13 protein-coding genes are annotated in these 14,870 nt (G+C 59.9%); 8 read left to right on the forward strand and 5 right to left on the reverse strand.

All coding sequences use genetic code 11. The features are described from left to right. Positions 1–101: 101 nt before the first annotated feature. Together VF639_RS09235 and VF639_RS09240 are read right to left on the reverse strand one after the other, a co-directional pair. Positions 102–605, reverse strand: coding sequence for a DUF2243 domain-containing protein (locus VF639_RS09235; RefSeq protein ID WP_331145608.1), 504 nt, complete (start codon positions 603–605; stop codon positions 102–104). Further along, on the reverse strand, positions 598–852 hold the full coding sequence (locus VF639_RS09240; protein ID WP_331145609.1) for a hypothetical protein: 255 nt from the start codon (positions 850–852) through the stop codon (positions 598–600). The genes VF639_RS09235 and VF639_RS09240 overlap by 8 nt, the downstream gene beginning before the upstream one ends. 203 nt (positions 853–1,055) lie before the next feature. Between VF639_RS09240 and VF639_RS09245 the strand changes: the two genes are divergently transcribed. Beyond that, positions 1,056–2,012, forward strand: a complete 957-nt coding sequence (locus VF639_RS09245) for a 1-phosphofructokinase family hexose kinase (protein ID WP_331145610.1) — start codon at positions 1,056–1,058, stop codon at positions 2,010–2,012. Positions 2,013–2,185: 173 nt separating this feature from the next. Here the strand turns inward: VF639_RS09245 and VF639_RS09250 are convergent, their stop codons facing one another. Beyond that, positions 2,186–3,325, reverse strand: coding sequence for a glycerophosphodiester phosphodiesterase (locus VF639_RS09250; RefSeq protein WP_331145611.1), 1,140 nt, complete (start codon positions 3,323–3,325; stop codon positions 2,186–2,188). A gap of 325 nt (positions 3,326–3,650) precedes the next feature. On the opposite strand from VF639_RS09250, the gene VF639_RS09255 reads away from it, so the two are divergent. The 5 genes from VF639_RS09255 (at position 3,651) to VF639_RS09275 (ending at position 11,751) form a co-directional block, all read left to right on the forward strand. Beyond that, positions 3,651–4,628, forward strand: coding sequence for an AAA family ATPase (locus VF639_RS09255; protein WP_331145612.1), 978 nt, complete (start codon positions 3,651–3,653; stop codon positions 4,626–4,628). Positions 4,629–4,722: 94 nt separating this feature from the next. Continuing rightward, on the forward strand, positions 4,723–5,598 hold the full coding sequence (locus VF639_RS09260) for a DUF58 domain-containing protein (protein WP_331145613.1): 876 nt from the start codon (positions 4,723–4,725) through the stop codon (positions 5,596–5,598). Positions 5,599–5,896: 298 nt separating this feature from the next. Further along, positions 5,897–7,573 carry a BatA domain-containing protein gene (locus VF639_RS09265; protein WP_331145614.1) on the forward strand — a complete coding sequence of 559 codons (1,677 nt, stop codon included), beginning with the start codon at positions 5,897–5,899 and terminating at the stop codon, positions 7,571–7,573. Further along, positions 7,570–9,822, forward strand: coding sequence for a hypothetical protein (locus tag VF639_RS09270; RefSeq protein ID WP_331145615.1), 2,253 nt, complete (start codon positions 7,570–7,572; stop codon positions 9,820–9,822). Before VF639_RS09265 ends, VF639_RS09270 begins: the two co-directional genes overlap by 4 nt. Before the next feature lie 123 nt (positions 9,823–9,945). Continuing rightward, positions 9,946–11,751, forward strand: a complete 1,806-nt coding sequence (locus VF639_RS09275) for a hypothetical protein (RefSeq protein WP_331145616.1) — start codon at positions 9,946–9,948, stop codon at positions 11,749–11,751. 156 nt (positions 11,752–11,907) lie between these two features. Here VF639_RS09275 and VF639_RS09280 read toward each other — a convergent pair whose 3' ends face one another. Together VF639_RS09280 and VF639_RS09285 are read right to left on the reverse strand one after the other, a co-directional pair. Continuing rightward, complete coding sequence (locus VF639_RS09280; RefSeq protein ID WP_331145617.1) at positions 11,908–12,147, reverse strand: hypothetical protein; 240 nt, start codon at positions 12,145–12,147, stop codon at positions 11,908–11,910. 301 nt (positions 12,148–12,448) lie between these two features. Next, on the reverse strand, positions 12,449–12,676 hold the full coding sequence (locus tag VF639_RS09285; RefSeq protein WP_331145618.1) for a hypothetical protein: 228 nt from the start codon (positions 12,674–12,676) through the stop codon (positions 12,449–12,451). A 133-nt stretch (positions 12,677–12,809) separates the two neighbouring features. On the opposite strand from VF639_RS09285, the gene VF639_RS09290 reads away from it, so the two are divergent. Both VF639_RS09290 and VF639_RS09295 read left to right on the forward strand, forming a co-directional pair. Then, entirely contained in the window at positions 12,810–13,391 is a 582-nt protein-coding gene (locus tag VF639_RS09290; protein ID WP_331145619.1) for an RNA polymerase sigma factor, read from the forward strand. 117 nt (positions 13,392–13,508) lie between these two features. Beyond that, a complete protein-coding gene (locus VF639_RS09295; protein WP_331145620.1) occupies positions 13,509–14,669 on the forward strand; it encodes a serine protease in 1,161 nt (386 codons plus the stop codon). The last annotated feature ends 201 nt before the right edge of the window (positions 14,670–14,870 follow it).

Consider the following 14,870-nt stretch of genomic DNA (forward strand, 5'->3'; position numbering starts at 1 on the left):
CTCAGGAGGAATCTGAGTCAGCCTGTTGAACGACTTAACTCAGATTCCTCTCGCCGCTTGAGGCGCGGAATGTCGCAACAACAAGCGGCTGGAGTAAACCTTTACCGGTACTCCCCGGCAACGCTGCGGCTGGCGGTATCGTGGCGGCCGGCCTTGATCAGCGACCAGCCGGTGAGCAGCAACAGCACGCCGAAGCCAAGGAAGGCCAGGTCCCAAGGCAGCTTGTTGGCGGTGTATTCCTGTACGTGGTGCAGCCCGAGCAACTGGTGGTCGATGATGCCTTCGACGACGTTAAAAAGCCCCCAACCGAATAGCAATGCCCCCATAAACGTCCGGCCCGACCACGGCACGTCGCGCCGGCTGCCCGCCGCCCAAAGCATACGGAGGCCAAGGGCCGTCATAATCCACACGGCCGCGTGAAACACCCCGTCCCAATACATATTCACTTTGGCGGCCACCAGCGTATCGGGTGGTAGCTGGTTGGAAAGCATGTTGTGCCACTGCAAAATCTGGTGCAGCACAATGCCATCCACGAAGCCACCGAGGCCAGCTCCCATTAACACGCCGGCAGAAATTAACGGGGAACGGTGGAGCTGATTAGTCATGCAGGGGTGGAGAAGTGAAACGGCGGGTTAGCGAATCGGCAAAAAACAGTCCTACGCCTAGCAATACCAGCAAGGCCACGGGCAGCAGGATCAGCAACAGATTATAACCGTAGTCGGGGGCGTGGATGACAGCTTGCACGCGGGGACGGCACACGCGGCACGCCTCGGCGGGCAGTGTCAGCCAGCACAGCAGCCAGCTGGTTAGTAGCACCAGAAGGCGCCGCGTACTTGGTTTCAAGATGGTCATGTACCTGGCACCTACGCAGCGCCGGGGGCCCGGGGTTATGGTCGAGTTCATTAAATAACTAACTCAACGGCCGGCATTTAACGGTGCCCGGCAGTGGTTGGCTAATTCGCTGCGTTTTGCAACCTAGCTCCGTCGGGCAAGTACAAAGAGTTAGCAACCGCGTTTTGTAGCGCCTTATACCTTAGCGTTTTCGCTTTCCAAATATGACTCAGATTGTCACGCTTACCCTGAACCCGACGGTAGACAAAAGCACTTCGGTAGACAAGATTGTGCCCGAGCATAAACTCCGCTGCGCCGCGCCCAAATTCGAGCCGGGCGGCGGCGGCATCAACGTGTCGCGGGCGTTGAAGCGCCTCGGCACCGACTCGCTGGCGGTATTCCCATCGAGCGGCCCGGCCGGAACTTTGCTCCAACACTTGCTCACGCAGGAAGGAATTGCGCAGCAGCCTATTACCACCATCAACTGGACCCGCGAAAATTTCATTGTCGTTGACAGCTCCACCAACCAGCAGTATCGGTTTGGCATGCCGGGCCGCGAGATTTCCACCGACGAGCAACACGTAATACTGGAAACGCTGCAAGCCCTCAACCCGGCCCCCGACTACTTGGTGATAAGCGGCAGCCTCCCGCCCGGCATCGAGCCCGATTTTTTGACCGAAGTAGTGCGCCAGGCCCACGCCGCCGGCACCAAAGTAGTGGTCGATACCTCGGGGCCAGCGTTGGAGCGGGTGCTGGAGGAAGGGGTTTTTCTGATCAAGCCGAATGTGGGAGAGCTAAGCCGCATGGCCGGGGTAGACGAGCTCGACAGCCGGGCCGTGGGGGAAGCCGCCAAAGCCCTCATTAGGGAAGGCAAATGCCAGATTGTAGTAGTGTCGCTAGGTCCGCAAGGCGCTTGCATCGTCACCGACGAATTAGTGGACCACGTTCCCGCACCCGCCGTCAGAAAACGCAGCACCGTAGGCGCCGGCGACAGTATGGTGGCCGGGATGCTTTGCGCCCTCACCGATGGCAAGTCGATACGGGAAGTGGTGCGCATGGGCGTTGCCTGCGGTACGGCCGCTACGATGAACCCCGGCACCGAGCTGTTCAAGAAAGAAGACGCGGAAAAGCTCTATAACTGGCTGCTGGAAACTATGCCCGAGCTAAAAGCCGTGAGTTAGGCTACGGGAATGAGATAACAACAAAGACCGTCCTGCCGAGGCGCCTCGGCAGGACGGTCTTCTAGAAAAACCAAATATACTGCGCCTGGAAGCCCTTCTTGCCCTTAAAAGGACATCATGCTTCGGCTGCGCCTCAGCATGACGTTCTAGTGCTTGCAGACGCTGGCCTAAGCTTATTTCGCGGTAGCGGGCGTCTTCACCAGGATAAAGTTCTTGGCGTCGCGGGCGGTGGGCGTGAAATCGGTGAACACCCCGTCGAGGCCGAGGTTGTAGAAGTTCTTGTACTCGTTGATGGGGTTGTTGCCGTAGGCGGGCAGCAGGTAGCGCGGCTCGTTGCGGAAGGTGTAGGCATGAACCAGCAGCCCGCGGGAGTGCGCCCGCGCAACAAGGTTAGTGGCGGGCAGTAAGCTCATGTCGGTCGAGCGGTACGGCTGGATATAGGGCTTCCAGGGCCCGATGCCATCGGCATAGGTTCTGATGAAATCCAGGCCCACGTTGGTGGAAAGATCTAGGAAGGTGCGTGGGTCGCCCGCCACCACAAAATCGTAGGGCTGCGCGTAGGGAGCCCGCATAATCAGGTTGCCGTTGGCATCCACGTCTTCCGCGTCGAGGAGCTGCACCAGCTTCACGGTTGAGCGGTACTGGCTGCGGATGGAGCGGAGGTTACTGACTTCAAATGACTGCACGAAGACGGGCGCCGCGCGGTTGTTCCAGCCCGCGGCCGTAAGGGCCTGCATCAGCTTGTCGGTTAGTTGCAGCCCTAGGCTTTGGTGGAAGGTGGGGTGCTTGGTTTCGGGGTAGATACCGATGATCCGGCGCTTCGCCAACGTCTGGGCTTTCACCAGGTTGATCACTTCCTCGAAGGTGGGGATGCGGTACAGGCCGTTGTATTGCTGAGGGCGGTCGGCCATGGCCTGCTTGGCACGTATAGTTTTGATTTCGGCCAAGGTAAAGTCGCTGGCAAACCAATCGTTGACGGCCACCCCATCCAGCATTTTGGTGGTTTTGCGGCTCGCGAACTGCGGTAAATCGGCCACGTTGGTGGTGCCCGACAAGAAGGGCTCGTGCCGACAGATTAGCACCGAGTCTTTCGTGAGCACTAAGTCCTGTTCGATGAAATCGGCCCCTTGGTCGATGGCCAGCTGGTAGGCTTCCAAGGTGTGCTCGGGCAGAAAGCCGGAGGCGCCCCGGTGCGCCACCACCAACGGGGGGCGGCCGTTGAGGGTGTTGTACAACACGGTGCTGTCGTCGTCCTGGCAGGCCGTGGTGGCGAGCAGGCAGGCAGCAGAAAGGAGTAGAAGTATGTTTCTCATGGCTGAGTAGGATAGTTCAGCGCAAAAATTGGATTGCAACATCACTTCCTGATTAAGCCTAGATTACCAAATCGGGTATTGCTTATGAAGCCGGCCCACACTAGCACGGCATAGCACTTACCAATTGATGTACACTGCGTAGCATTAGTTACCAATGTTGTTGCGTATCATGGCCTTCGGTTTAGGGCGCCTAGCCGTTTTCACTCCACTTTAGGAGTAACTAGGGGCAAGCGAAAAGGCTACTGTTGCAAAAAATAGCAACTGGAAGCAGCTTTATCCCTTTAAACCAGACTTTACCACCGTATTCGCTTTCCAACTCCACTGCGTGACCGAACAAGACGTAAACCGCCTCCTGGCCAAGCTGCCACCCTTACGCGAAGAAATTGCCAAAGTAATTGTCGGGCAGCACGCGGTGCTGGATGAGGTGCTGGTTGCCCTCCTGGCCGGGGGCCACGCCCTGCTCGAAGGGGTGCCGGGCTTGGCCAAAACCCTGCTCGTGCGTACCCTGGCCTCCGCCACCGACCTGTCTTTCCGCCGCATCCAGTTCACCCCCGACCTGATGCCCACCGACATTCTGGGCACCGAAATTCTGGAAGAAGACCACGGCACCGGCCACCGCTCGTTCAAGTTCAACGAAGGCCCTATCTTCGCCAGCCTCGTCCTGGCCGATGAAATCAACCGGACGCCGCCCAAAACGCAGGCGGCCTTGCTCGAAGCCATGCAGGAAGGCCACGTAACGTACGCCGGCCAGGAGCACGCCCTGCCCAAGCCATTCTTTCTGCTGGCCACCCAAAACCCTATCGAGCAGTCGGGCACGTATCCGCTGCCCGAAGCGCAGCTCGACCGGTTTCTGCTTTACATCCGCATCGGCTACCCCACCGAGCAAGAGGAACTGGCGGTGCTCAGCGGCACCACCGGCACCGCCCGTCCCGAAGTGCGCCCCGTGCTCGGCGGCGCCGACGTCCGGCAATTGCAGCAATTGGTCCGGCAAGTAAGCTTGAGCAACGAGTTGTTAGGCTTCGTCAACCGGCTGGTGCGGGCCACTCGCCCGGCTACGTCGGAGGTGAAATTCATTCGGGACTACGGCCGCTGGGGCGCCGGCCCGCGCGCCGGACAGGCCCTGATTTTGTGCGCCAAAGCCCGCGCCCTGCTGCAAGGCCGCTTCGCCGCCACCCTGGAAGACATTCGGGCCCTGGCGCCCGCCGTACTGCGTCACCGCGTGCTGCTCAACTTCAACGCCGAAGCTGAAAACCTAACCGCCGATGATGCCGTGCGGGAGTTGCTGAAGGCGGTTACGGTTTAGTTTTTCGTTGTTGGTTTTCGTTTTTTGCCAAATGAGAAATGACAACCTATAAATTTTAGCGAAAAACGAAAAACCAACAACGAAAAACGAACCCATGCTGACGCCCGAACTCCTTTATGCTTTGCGCAACTTGCCGCTGGCTGCCAAGCAGGCGGCGGAAGGCTTCTTGCACGGCCAGCATCAAAGCCGACGGCACGGCGCGGGCATGGAGTTCAGCCAATACCGCCCCTACCAGCCCGGCGACGACCTGCGCCGCCTCGACTGGCGTTTGGCCGCCCGCTCGGACCGGTATTACCTGCGCGAATCGGAGGTGGATACCAGCCTGACGGTGCATCTGCTGCTCGATGCCACCGCCAGCATGAACCACCGCGACGACAACGGCTTGCGCAAACTCGATTATGCCCGTCTGCTGCTGGCGGCCTTGGCTTACCTGGCCACGCAGCAAGGCGACGCCGTAGGCTTGACCGTGCTGCTTCCGGGAGGCTTATACCACCTGCCGCCCCGCGCCGATGCTCGCCAGCTGACCCGCCTCTATCATGCCCTCGAAACCACTGAAGCCACGGGCACCTTCCCCGATGCTGGCACGCTGGCCCCGCTTACGGCCCGGCGCCAACGCGCGCTTACGGTGTGCGTAAGTGATTTGTACGAGGAAGAATCGGAAATTGAAAGCCTGCTGAAGCGCCTGCGCACCACTTCCGGCGAGGTGCTGCTGCTGCATCTGCTGGCCCGCAACGAGCTGGAATTCACGTTCCGCGGAGCCGTCACGTTCGAGGACCTGGAAACCGGCCAGCGCCTCCAACTCGACGCCGACCAGCAACGCGCCACCTGGCAGCAGCAGCTCCAGGAGTGGCTGCAAGCCACCGCCCAACAAGCCCGCCGCCACGGCTTCGATTATCATCAACTCAACACGTCCGCTCCTCTAGACCACGCCATGCGCGAATTCATGCGCCGAAGAATGCTGTTGTCCTAACCATCACTGAACCAGTAAGCACCATGGTGTTTGTCCAGTTAATTCGTCATGCTGAGGCCACGGGGCATAGAACGTGCTGATGTTGCCAAAGTATTGTCATGCTGAGCGGAGGCGCTAGCCGAAGTCGAAGCATCTCGCTAGGGTGGTAAACCCTTTTACCATTGCAACGATTCGAGCGAGATGCTTCGACTTCGGCTAACGCCTCCGCTCAGCATGACATTCTAGCAAACAAATAACCCACTCGTTCCTTCCATTACCTCCACCAATTCACCTCGTTTTTCACCAACCTGTTTTGTCTTTGTTTACTTCCTATAGCCTCCAAGACGTTATGGCCGGGCTGCTGGCCTTGTTGGGCTTGGTAGTACCTATTGCCATTCACCTCTGGAACCGACGGCCAGGGCAGACGGTGCAGGTGGGCAGCGTGCGGTGGCTGGCGGCCGCAGCCAATCGGCGGCTACGCAACCTGCGCCTCGAGCAGGTAGGGCTGTTGCTGCTACGCGTAGCGTTGCTGGCACTGCTGGCGCTGGCTGTGGCGCAGCCCCTTTGGCAACGCAGCTTGCCGCAGCCGCTGGTGCGCGGTCACGTGTTACTCTCGCCCGACCTGCTACGCCCCGACGTGCTGCCGGCTTTGCGCCCTGGCATAGACTCGTTGCGCCGCCGCGGCTTTGCGTTGCAGCTTTTTGCGCCTGGTTTCCGGGCAGTTTCCGCGCAAGCCTGGACGAACCCCGACTCATTGGCCAAGCTTTCCCTGGCGCCCGGCGCTACGGCCTTAGCGGCGGGGGCACCCGTCGTTTCGCCAACCGCCCTTGTACCCGATGATTATTGGGCGCGGGCTCAGCAAGCCGCTGACTCGTTTCCCGACCAGCCACTGCGCATCGTATCGGGCGCGGCGCGCCAGCACTTCAGCGGCCCGCGGCCCGTTCTGCCGGCCCGGCTCACGTGGCAAACGGTACCCCTCCCCGACTCGGCGGTATGGCTGGCCGGTGCAGCAGTACCCAAGGCCGGTACTCTCCGCCTACAAGTAGGCCGGAGTGGCGAGGATGCTACTACGTTTCGCGTGGTGCAGCTGGCGTTGCCGCGCGGGGCTGCACCGTTATCAGTAGCTGGTCTGCCCGAGCTTCACTATCAGCCCGCGCAAGCTGCCCTTCCCGCCACCATCGAGTTGCCCGGCCGACCGGCTGTGACTGTAGCGGCCGATCCGTTGCGGGTAGTGATTTACGCCGATGCCGCTCACATTGAATCGGCGCGCTATGCGCGGGCGGCCTTGCAGGCCGCGGCTATCGGCCTGCCGCAGCGCCTCGACCTAACTACTGGTTCGCCTACCACTGATTTTGCAAAAGCCGCCCCCAATTGGCTTTTTTGGCTGAGCGACAAGCCCGCCCCGGCTTCCTGGCAGCAGCAAGCGCAGCGCGGCGCGCAGCTGTGGCAAGAAGCCAGGGCAGGTGCAAGCGTTGAAGCTGAATTAGACCTGACTGGCTTGGCTACAGCGCCTCCCGTAGCTATCAGCCGCCTCGACACCACCGCAACGCAGGCTGCCAAGACCTCAGTGCTGGTGTTATGGCAAGACGGCACCGGTCGGCCGGTGCTCACCCACCAGGCTAGTGGCACGGGAGGCAGCTATCAGTTGGCAACCCGGCTACAACCCACCTGGAGCGGCCTCCCCGACAGCCCGGCGCTGCCCGAATTGTTTCTACAGCTTCTGCGCGCCACTCAGTCCGAGGCGCCCGCAACGGCCATCGATTTACGTCAGCTAGACGCCCGCCAGCTCTCGGCCTCAACTTCCCTGGTATCCCAAACCACCTCTTCTACTGCTGCGCAACAGCCCTCTGGCTCTGATGCCCCACTCACGGCGCGTCAGGTAGTGGCCAGCACGGCTTTGCGGCCATGGCTGGTGCTGGCGGCGCTAGTGCTGTTTGCCATAGAACGTTGGTTGGCGGCCCGGCGCACTTCGCTTACTTCCACTTCGTCTCTATGAGTGTTGTTGCCACTTCTTCTGCTCCGGGCCGGGAGCTGCTGCTTGCCATCAGCCGGCGCGAAACCAACCGGCGCACTATAGCACGGTTGCTACCGTTGGCCGCGGCCGTGTTGGCGCTTGGTGCCTGGACTCGACACACGGCTGCGGCTCCTTTACTTTTCAGCGGCGGGCTGGCGCTATTGCTGCTCGGCGCGGGCCTGTGGCTGTATCGGCAGCGGCAACCGCGGCTGGCGGCACTGGCCCGGCGCCTCGACCGGCTCTATCCTGAGTTAGAAGACAGCACGGGCTTGTTACTGCGCGATGAACGCCACGCGCCCTTGAATCTGCTGGAAGAGTTGCAGTTGCAGCGCATTGCCACCCGGCTGGCAGCACTTCAAGCGGCAGCGCCTTCTCTGCTGCCCTTCTCGTGGCGGCCAACCATACTGGCTACTACCGTTTTGCTGCTGATACTGGCCATTGGTATGTGGTGGCACCAACCTGCCCGCTCGGCAACTACCAGCGGCCTACCCGTGCATTTTCCGGCCGCCGATACGCCCACCCGCCCTGGCCAGCCGGTGCCGGCCAGGCTGCTGACTACCCAGCTGCTCGTGCTGCCACCGGCTTACACCCGGCGGGCGGCCTTCACTCCTACCAGTCTTTCCTTTAGCTGCCCTGCCGGCTCGCGGGTGCGCTGGACGGTGCAGGTAAACCGGACCGCTAACGCGGCGCCCGTGCTGGAGCTCGGCTCGAAACGCTTCCCCTTCCAAAACGTAGCTGGCCAGCCTGCCGAGTTTGTGGTCGAAACGGTGGTAACGGCCTCGGCGCTCTACCGCCTGCGCTTTGCCGGCCAGGCTTCCGACGACTATGCCCTGGATGTTGTGCCCGACCAAGCTCCTACCCTGAAAATTCAAACGCCCAAGCCCTACACCCTTATCGAGTTCGGCCAGAGTCCGGTGGTGCCGGTACGCGCCGATTTGCGCGACGACTATGGCCTCAGCGAGGCGCAGTTGGTAGCCACGGTAGCGCAAGGCCAGGGCGAGGCCGTAAAATTCAAGGAATTCGTTGTCAACCTGAGCAGCCAGCTGCGCGGCCAGCCCCGCCAGGTTACATTGAAGACTAGCCTGCGCCTGCCAGCCTTGGGCCTCACCTACGGCGACGAGGTGTATTTCTACGTCCGGGCCCGCGACAATGCTCGCCACCTGACCCGCTCCGACACCTACCTGGTGCAGTGGGAAGACACTACCGTGCAAGACGGCCTCACCGATATGTCGTTGAGCGTAAATGTGGTGCCGGCTTACTTCCGCAGCCAGCGCCAGATCATCATCGACACCGAAAAGCTGATGGCCGAGCGCGCCAGCCTGCCCGCCGCCACCTTCTCTGAGCGAGCCAACAACCTTGGCTTCGACCAAAAGATGCTGCGGCTACGCTACGGCAAGTTTCTAGGCGAGGAGTCGGAAAGCGGCTTCGGTTCGACGGCGCCCCAACCTCCCGTAAGTTCCGACACCAGCCACGCCGGCGAGCAAGGCGCTGAGGCCGGCCACACCGCCGCCGATGGGCACGACCACGCCGCTCCCGCAACACCGCCCGGTGGCGAGGCAGCCGCCAATACCGCCGAGCTAATGGAGCCCTACCTCCACCGCCACGACGACGCCGAAACCGCCGATTTCCTGGAACCCGCCGTGAAAGCCAAGCTACGGGGGGTGCTCAACCAAATGTGGGAAGCCGAATTACGGTTGCGCTTGGCCAAACCTGCCGAGGCGCGGCCCTACGAGTACCGGGCCCTGCGCTTACTCAAGCAGGTGCAGCAGCAAACCCGCGCTTACGTCCGCAAATCGGGCTTCGAGCCGCCGGTATTACCCGAAGCCACCGCCCGCCTTTCCGGTGACCTGGCCGGGGCTGCTACGCCCCGCTTGCAGCAACAAACCACCCGCCCCGCTACGCAGCCAGAGATTCGCGAAGCCCTGCGCTTACTGGCCGCCTTACGTGCCGGTCAGCCGGCCCGGCCCGCCGATGCCGTGGCCCTGGAGCGGGCCGGCCAAGCCGTGGCGCAAGCGGCGCTGCAGCGCCCTGGTGCTTACCTGGCGGCCGTCCGGGCGCTACGTCAGCTTGCCACCGATGCCCGCGCCAGCCGCACAGCTTGCGCTACGTGCTTCGTTCCTGCCGAGTCGGCACTTACGGCGCTGCTGCCCGCCCCACCTGCCACTCCCGTTCGCGCCAGCAGCGGCGGCCGCTTAAGTCAACTCTACTTCCAAAATCTGAACTCCCGATGACGTAGTACGGCGGCCTGTTATTCCGACACCGGAGGAATCTGGATAAGATGATTGAATGGCCTAAATCAGATTCCTCCGGTGTCGGAATGACAGGCCGCCGCACTACAATCTAAATCACCTACAATGTTCAATCAGCCCATCTATTACGCTTTGCTTGCGGGATGCCTGCTGCTAGCCTTGGGAGTGTCGGTGGCGGCTTGGCGCCGGCCCAACACCCGGCGGCGCGCAGTCCGGTTGCTGGCGGGCTGGTTGGCGGTGGCAGGGCTGTGGCTGACTGCCTACCCGCCGCACCGTACTGTAGCTGAGCCTCAGGCCGAAGCCATCCTGCTCACCAACGGCTACCAACCCGATACGTTGCGCGCTTTACTTAACCGTTTTGGGGCGCATACCCGCGTGTGGCGTTTCGCGTTGGGCGGTCCGCGGCAACCTACCGATACGCCCACCATAGCCAGCTTAACCACCCTGCGGGAGCAGATGCCCGCTTTGCGGCGCCTGCACTTGGTTGGCCGTGGCCTGCCCGCCGCCGCCCTGCCGGCCCTAGGCCCCGTACGCCTGGTGCCCCACGGTCCGCCACCTTACACGGGCTTTCAGAGTACGCATTGGAATCATACGCTGGAATTAGGGCAGCCGCTGCTGCTGGAGGGCTATTTCGCGGCATCAACTACCCGCCGGCCGGGCCCGACGTGGGTGCGCCTGCAAGTGGCCGGGGCCGTCCGCGACTCGGTGCAACTGCCAGCGGGGCGGGGCCCTTTCCGGCTGCGCTACGTACCCAAAACGGCCGGGCGGCTGGTGGCAACTATTTCGGCCGGACCGGGCCGCCAACTACTGGCCAAGGAGCCTGTGCCGGTGGAAGTGGTTGCGCCGCGCCCTTTGCGGGTTTTGCTGCTGGCCGTCACGCCTTCGTTTGAGCTTAAGTTTCTGAAAAACCACTTGGCGGCCCGTCAGCACGCCGTGGCTTGGCGGGCCGGCATCAGCCGGGGCCTCACGCAAACCGAGTTCCGCAACCAGTCCACCGCCGACATAAGCCGCCTCACCCCTGCCCTGCTCTCCCGCTACGATGTGCTGGTGACGGAAGCCGGCGTGCTGCCCACTCTGCCTGCCGCCGAAGCACAAGCCCTACAAGCGGCGCAGCGCACAGCTGGCCTAGGTGTAATTGTGCTGGCAGAACCAGCCGCGCTACCCGCTACCGTACCCGGCCGGCCAACGGTGCGGCTGGTGCTGCAAAACAGTAGCCTCAACCGGCCACAGCGCCTAAACTGGCCCGATGCGCCTGCGGCCACGGCCATAGCGCCCGGCACTCTGACACTGAGCGGTACCGCTCGGCCCTTGGTGACGCTAGCTGGCTCGGGGGCCGTGGTGGTGGCCGGGCAGCGGGTAGGCTTAGGCAATGTGGTAGTTTCCACTCTACCCGAAACTTACCCTTGGCTGCTGCAAAATGCTCCCGCTACCTACGAAAGCTACTGGAGCCGTTTGCTAAGCGCTGCAGTTCGTCCAGCAGCCCCCACCGCCCGCTGGACCCTGGCCGACCCATGGCCCCGCCCCCAACTGCCCCTCTCGCTCCGGCTAACAGGTGCTTTTCCGGCGCAGCAGCCTACTGTACTAGGGACTACCAACGCACCCCTAGCCCGACTGCCGCTGCACCAAGACCCCGCCTTACCCGAGTGGAGCACCGCCACTTACTGGCCTACCGCACCGGGTTGGCACCAGCTTCAGCTAGCGGGTCAGCCCACCCACTGGTTCTATGTGTTTGCCTCATCCGACTGGCAGGGCCCCGAACTAAAGCGCCGAATTCAGAGTGCTATTCCGTGGCTTACTTCGGCCGCTGAACCTTTGCCGGCCCTTCAACGCACGGAACCCTGGCCAGTTAAGTGGTTCTTTGCGCTATTCGTGCTGGCAGCAGGCTTTCTATGGCTCGAAGAAAAACTGTAGTTGCCTTACTTATCAAGTATCGAAGCTGTTGAGGAAGGAAGGTTGCTGAACCCCTTTAGCATGATAGGCGAGCAACTGCCTAAACACCTTCATCAGCATAAAAGCAGAAAACGGCCTCTAGAGGCCGTTTTCTGCTTTCAAGCCGACACAGAGTATCTAATAGCGAATACCGGGATGTCCTCCGAGGTCGTCGTAGGCGGTGTCGCCTATCATAAACTCGGTAACAGCCTCCATTGAAGGCTGTATTACGGCATTGTTCTCAACTATCAGCAAGTTGTGCGCAGGAGCTGCTTCACCATTCTCGATTTCAACGATTGGCGTGTGGACAGTGGGTAGGATGGGTGAAGCTTTCAAACTGATAGAAGCAGAAGTAGCGCTGGCTAGCTGAAGTAACATTCAATCAATATTAAATAGTATTTATTATATATTACAACAGTCCTAGATTATTTTTTCCCTTAAGTAAGAAAACTAGCTACTGTGTAGTTGCTTATTCTGATAGCTAGCATGTTCCTAACTACCAACACAGCAAGGCGAAAGAGCAAGAACTGACTGCCTGAATTGATTCCGGCAGCTTGATTATCAACACATTACCGCACAGCCACACCTTACTTACCTCTTGATACTAAAAGGAAAAGCCCGGACTCTCACGAATCCGGGCTTACTTATCAAGCGAAGCAGCCAGTTAACTGGCTGTTCCTTACTTCTTTTCTTCGGTAGTCGTAGTGGTAGACGACTCGGTGGTAGCTGGAGCAGCCATTGCGGAAGAGTCACCAGCCATTGCTGAAGAATCGCCAGCCATGGCTGGAGCCGTAGTTTCGGTGGTAGTCGTAGATTCGGTGCTAGCTTCAGTGGTAGCAGGCTTCGATTCGCAAGAGGCGAGGGCTACAGCGAAAAACAGAGCGGATACTTTCAGCAGGTTGTTCATTTGGTCGTAGGTTTGAAAAATTTTGTCTGGAAAACGTCCTTTATACTCGACAATAAGAAAGGTAACCCGACAGTAAAAAATATTTTCTCAACGGGTTACCGCACTTCCTTCATTGTATTAACCACCAAAGTGAATGGCGAAGGCCACTGCTTCTTATTCTTACACCGATGACGAGTTTGTGGCGGCTATCCGCTGCGGCGACGACCGGGCCCTGGCGCAACTCTACCGGCTGCACCTCCCCATGATTTCGCACTACGTGCTGCAGAACAGCGGCACCGAAGACGAAGCCAAGGATGTGTATCAGGAAGGGATTATGGTATTCTACGAAAAAGTACGCGACGGCTCCCTCGAGCTTAGCTGCCAAATCAAGACCTACCTCTACGCTGTGTGCCGCCGGCTGTGGCTGAAGCGGCTCACCGAGAAGACCCGCTTCGGCGGCTCCCTCGACGACCACGAACCCTACCTCGAAACCGGTGCGGAAGCAGATTTGGTGGAGGCTGAAGAGCGGGACCGGCGTTTTGCAACAATGGGCGAAGCGTTGGACCTAATTGGCGAGCCTTGTCGTTCACTTTTAGAAGGCTTTTACCTGCTCGATAAGTCGATGCAGGAACTCACTGCAGAATTCGGCTACACCAACGCCGACAATGCCAAGAATCAGAAATACAAGTGCCTGGTACGACTGAAAAAGCTGTTTTTCACGAACTACCAGGAATAGGAATCTTAAGAACGCAGAAGTGAGAAACCAGAATAGCGCGCCACTCTTTTATGGCACTGTTCTCGCCTCTAAGCCCTACATAAATACCTGCGGGTCTAACCCATCCGCGCTAATGCTATGATGACTGAAGCTGACTATTACGCTTTATTTGACGCATACCGACAAGGTGAGCTGGAAACTCCGGCCCGCCTTAATTTGGAGCGTCGCCTAGCCGCCGACCCGGTGCTGGCGCAGCGCTTTGCCGAATTCGAGGACATTACGACTACGCTAAACGGTTACAACCAGCGCTTGAGCACGCGCCAGAAACTGCGCGCCATTCAGGTTGAAATTGATGCCGAGCAGGCCGTGCGGCTGGAAGCCAACGAGGAGGTGCTGGAAACCGGCCATCCCACCATGCCTACGCTCCATATTTCGCGTACCGAGCAGAAGCTGCGCGAGTTTTGGCAGAGCCACCGCGCGACCATGATGGTAGCGGCTTCGGTAGCGGTTATGGCAGTGTTCACTACGCTGCTCGGCATCGAGTGGTGGCGGGCATCGCAGAAGCCTTCGCTGTATGGCTATACGGTGCTGCGCCGCGAGGTGGAGCGCATCAAGCGCACGCAGCGCGCCATGAACCGTGCTATCCAGGGCCAGGGCGATACACCCGAAGCAGCCAAGGAAGGTAAGTTCAGCGGCACCGGTTTCGCCCTTACGGCCGACGGCTATCTGGTTACCAGCTATCATGTTATTCAGGATGCCGATTCGCTGCTCATTGAAGGTCACGACCAGCAACGCTTCCGGGCCGAGCCCGTGTTTACTGACGTAGCCCACGACTTAGCTATCCTGCGCATCAAGGACAAGTCTTTCCGCGGCTTTGGCCGCTTGCCGTACTCGTTTAAGCGTGGCACTGCTGACCTTGGCGAGAAAGTGTATACGCTGGGCTATCCGCGCGAAGATTTGGTTTTCAACGACGGCTCGCTGAGCGCCCGCTCCGGTTTCGAAGGGGATTCTGCTTTCTATCAAATTAGCATTCCGGTGAATCCGGGCAACTCGGGCGGACCACTGCTTGATGAGCGCGGCAACCTGATTGGCGTAATTAGTGGTCGGCAGATGGATGTGCAGAGCGCCGCTTTTGCCACGAAGTCGTCGTACTTGATGCACTTGGTTGATTCGCTGGCCGCGGCTGGTACCGGGCACCCCTATTCGCTGCCTCGCGGCAACCAGTTGGCGGGCAGCTCGCGCCCGAACCAGATTCGCAAGCTCCAAGACTACGTGTTTGTAGTGAAGGTGTACGAATAAGTGAAAGCTTAGCGCATCAGTAATTGACATTGCGCCTGAACCACTGCTCTGCAAATCAAGCCCTGCCGTTTTTCGGTGGGGCTTTTTGTTGCAGTGAATTTTCTGCGCTTACCAAGGCCGAAATACCCAATTGCGTTGCGCCACGGTAACTGCGTAGAACCTAATAAAGAATCCCTCATTAAATTTTCACTATTTTAATAA

It is taken from the genome of Hymenobacter sp., assembly GCF_036387835.1.
Lineage (GTDB): Bacteria > Bacteroidota > Bacteroidia > Cytophagales > Hymenobacteraceae > Hymenobacter.

Coding starts and splice junctions, on each gene's coding strand:
- VF639_RS09235 (WP_331145608.1), bottom strand. CDS start 605: ATGACTAATCAGCTCCACCGTTCCCCGTTAATTTCTGCCGGCGTGTTA.
- VF639_RS09285 (WP_331145618.1), bottom strand. CDS start 12,676: ATGAACAACCTGCTGAAAGTATCCGCTCTGTTTTTCGCTGTAGCCCTC.
- VF639_RS09270 (WP_331145615.1), top strand. CDS start 7,570: ATGAGTGTTGTTGCCACTTCTTCTGCTCCGGGCCGGGAGCTGCTGCTT.
- VF639_RS09275 (WP_331145616.1), top strand. CDS start 9,946: ATGTTCAATCAGCCCATCTATTACGCTTTGCTTGCGGGATGCCTGCTG.
- VF639_RS09280 (WP_331145617.1), bottom strand. CDS start 12,147: ATGTTACTTCAGCTAGCCAGCGCTACTTCTGCTTCTATCAGTTTGAAA.
- VF639_RS09260 (WP_331145613.1), top strand. CDS start 4,723: ATGCTGACGCCCGAACTCCTTTATGCTTTGCGCAACTTGCCGCTGGCT.
- VF639_RS09290 (WP_331145619.1), top strand. CDS start 12,810: ATGGCGAAGGCCACTGCTTCTTATTCTTACACCGATGACGAGTTTGTG.
- VF639_RS09250 (WP_331145611.1), bottom strand. CDS start 3,325: ATGAGAAACATACTTCTACTCCTTTCTGCTGCCTGCCTGCTCGCCACC.
- VF639_RS09295 (WP_331145620.1), top strand. CDS start 13,509: ATGATGACTGAAGCTGACTATTACGCTTTATTTGACGCATACCGACAA.
- VF639_RS09245 (WP_331145610.1), top strand. CDS start 1,056: ATGACTCAGATTGTCACGCTTACCCTGAACCCGACGGTAGACAAAAGC.
- VF639_RS09240 (WP_331145609.1), bottom strand. CDS start 852: ATGACCATCTTGAAACCAAGTACGCGGCGCCTTCTGGTGCTACTAACC.